At 61.5% G+C, this 3,462-nt stretch carries 2 protein-coding genes; one reads left to right on the top strand and one right to left on the bottom strand.

Annotated elements, in window-relative coordinates; genetic code table 11:
- A partial coding sequence (locus tag VK519_RS01145) for a TIM-barrel domain-containing protein (protein WP_324346854.1) occupies positions 1-1,399 on the bottom strand: 1,399 nt, incomplete at its 3' end.
- A 537-nt stretch (positions 1,400-1,936) separates the two neighbouring features.
- On the opposite strand from VK519_RS01145, the gene VK519_RS01140 reads away from it, so the two are divergent.
- Positions 1,937-3,462: TonB-dependent receptor (locus tag VK519_RS01140; protein ID WP_324346853.1), on the top strand; the 1,526-nt coding region annotated here is incomplete at its 3' end.

The following is a 3,462-nucleotide window of genomic DNA, read 5'->3' as shown; positions in this document are numbered from 1 at the left end:
TGAGATTGCGCTTGTTCGGCCGATCGCGGCGCGAGCCTTCCGCAACCCCCTGCGTATGCACGAGGGGATACAGATTGTGATAGCGATCGCCTGATCCGATGCCGTAGAAGTAGCCGTCGGGGACGAGATCGGGCTCGGTCTCGTCCAGCCAGAACCAGTCGAAGCCCTTCGAGGCGATGTTGTCGCGGATCTTGCCCCAGAACCAGGCGCGTGCATCGGGGTTGGTGCTGTCGATCAGGGCGCCCGCACGGTCGCTGCGAAAGGGCAGGCCGTCCACCGGCGTGCCGTCGGCATGCTTGAGCAGCCAGCCACGGCTTGCCAGTTCATCGAAGTAGCGCGAGGTTTTTTCGAACCGCGGCCATACGCTGATGATGCTTTGCATACCCATGGCATGAAGCCTGGCATTCATCGCGGCGGGGTCGGGAAAGGCCACCGGATCGAAGTCCAGCTGGCCCATCTTCGTCCAGTAGAACCAGTCAAGCACCATGATGTCGATCGGATAACCGCGCTGGCGATAGCCTTCGGCGGCGTTGAGCAGCTGCTGTTGCGAGTCGTAGCGCGCCTTGCTCTGGATGAAGCCGAACGCAGCCTTGGGCGGCAAGGGCGTGGCGCCGGTGAGCGTGCGGTAACCGGCGTAGATGTCGTCCACGCGCGCGCCGGTGATGATGAAGAAGGACACCCGCTCGCCCACATTCGACTGCCACAGCGTGCGGCCGTTGATACCCGCGGAAATGCGCGTGGCCGAAGGGTTGTCCCACAGGACGGCATAGCCCTTGTTGGTCACCAGTATCGGCACGCACACGCTTTCGCCGGCGGGTCCGTCGTAATCGTGCTTGCAGTCGATCGTGCGGCCGCGGTAGTCGAGGATGCCTTCCTGGTTCTGGCCCAGGCCGTAGTAGTGCTCGTCGGCGGGCGCCAGGAAGCTGGCGCCCACGCGAAACGTCTTTTCGCCGGCCACCACGTGCGGTGACATCTCCCAGCCGGTCATCTCCAGCAGCACGTCGCCGCCCGGGCTTGTGACCTTCAACGCGACGGGGGGAAGCTCAGGTGCAAAGTAACGCGCCATCGTGTCCATCGGGCCAGGTTTCGGCTGGGCGGGAATATCCAGCGTGAGCGTGGCCGAGGTGAACCGGTCGCCTCGGGCGGTGGCCGTATGCGTCCAGCCACGCTCGTCGGCCTTCCCGTTGATGCCATATCCGGCGGCGGCACGGGCGAGGGATTCATCGGTACTGATGGTGACCCGCACCACGTTCGGAGCATAGGTTTCGACCGCCACATGCGCGCCGTTCCGGTCGAGCTGGGTGAGCGGTGCGGCGTGGCTGCCGGCCGTGGCCAGTGCCATGGCTACGAAGGCCGCGGCCTGCCGTGCCAACCCATCGAAGCCTTTTGAACCGGTCATGCCTGTCTTCCCCCTGCGTGGACGCCGAAGTATCGCCGACGTACGGAAGAGCGGAAGCCGGCTGATAAAAATGACAAACGGTGGCGGTCGATTTCTTAGCCGGCGACCTTTCCAGGACGTTTAGATCGAGGCATGAAAATGAGGTGAAGAGCCCGTGTCCGGACTTTTTGCGAATACTTGCAGCCGGTGACTGTCCGACGCAGGGCCGCCCGGCCGATGGACGATCTCATGCATGATTGATACTGCAGTGCAGCAATGCGCAAATTGCCAAATGCGAAGGAATATATGTAAAAAAATCAATGAATATGCCGCGTGGCAACGCACGCCAAAGCCAGTGATTTGGCCGTCCAGACCTCCAATGACTCAGCCATGAAGCACGCTGGACACGACCTTGTAACTTGTGTAAACCTCTGCCTTGTACGATTTAGATCGAAATAAATCGACATGCAATTCTTGGCAGCCGCACGTGTCGAAGGGACGCCGCGTGCATAGGGCTAGCCGTTCCGGGGCGCTCACGATGATGGGGAAGGCACAGGCATGAACACAAAGATCCACACGCGCAGGAAAGTCCTTGCGCTGGCGCTGCTTGCGGGCATGGGGGCGACGTCTGGGGTATTCGCACAATCCACGGTAGGCACGATTTACGGTTCGGTACCCGTTGGCGGCACCGAAACGGTGCTGCTGGAAAGCAATAGCGGCGTGCGCCGTGAAATCGCTGTCGATGCCAAGGGGCGCTATACCGCCTCACAGCTGCCAGTGGGCTCGTATACGGTGACCCTGCGCCGCGATGGCGCAGCGGTTGATTCGCGCAAGAATATCCAGCTCACGGTGGGCGGCTCGGCGGAAGTTTCCTTCGCTGCCCCGGCTTCGGCCGAGAACGCCCAGAACCTCGGTGCCGTATCGGTGACCGCAGCGGCACTTCCCGCCATCGACGTCACCACGGTCGACTCGCGCACGGTGATTACTTCCGAGCAGCTGGCCAAGTTGCCGCTGGGTCGCAATGCCGAGGCGATTGCCAAGCTGGCGCCGGGCGTGGCCGCCAACACGGGCAACTTCACCGGTCCGACCGGCAAGCAGCTGGTTTCCTTTGGTGGCGCATCGGCTACCGAGAACGCTTATTACATCAACGGATTCAACACCACCGATCCGCTGTTCGGTGCCGGTGGCATCACGCTCCCCTATGGAGCGATCGACCAGCAGGAAGTCTATACAGGCGGATATAGCGCTCAGTACGGTCGTTCTGACGGCGGCGTTATCAACCAGGTAGGCAAGCGCGGCACCAACGAATGGCACTTCGGTGCCCAGGTGCTGTGGGAGCCCGAGTTCGCCCGTTCGAATGCGAGCAACGTCTATTACAACAACGGCTGGCCTGGCCTCTACGCAGCCAACCCGGCACCGGAACCCCCGTCAGGCACGTTGTACATTCCGCGCGCCCAGAACAACTCCTGGGTCGAGACGGTCAGCGCCTACGCCGGCGGCCCGTTGATCAAGGACAAGCTGTATCTGTTCATCGCCGGTGAGTACGAGCGGGACCAGGCGCGCCAGGTCAATCAGCTCGGGACGACCAACCCCGCGCAGACACAGCAGTACAACAACCCGCGCTGGTACGCCAAGGTCGACTGGAACATCACCGACAGCAATATTCTCGAATTCACCGGTGCCTCGGACAAGCGTGAAGGCTCTGGAACCTACTATGCCTACGACTATGCCAACCGTGTGCGCGGCGCCGAGACGGGCCCCATGGATGACACCAAGCAAGGCGGCACGTTGGGTATCGTCAAGTACACCGGCTACATTACCGACGACCTCACCATCGATGCGTTGTACGGCAAGTACAAGACTCACGATTACGATGTGCCGGGTGCTTATAATGCGGACCTCACCTACATCAATGGTTCGCAGAATCAAAACCCCGCGCTCAATGGCGGTGTTCCGCGCCTGAACAATCAGATCGCCTCGCTGGCCAATCCCGGCCGCGGCAACCAGATGAACAACCTGCGAGTCAACATCACCTATCACTGGGGCGATCACACGATCGTCGCAGGTATCGATAACCAGAACTC

The organism is Pinirhizobacter sp., from assembly GCF_035317885.1.
Lineage (GTDB): Bacteria > Pseudomonadota > Gammaproteobacteria > Xanthomonadales > Rhodanobacteraceae > Pinirhizobacter.
The sequence above is the reverse complement of the archived record's forward strand: the minus strand, read 5'-3'. Positions and strand labels throughout refer to the sequence as shown.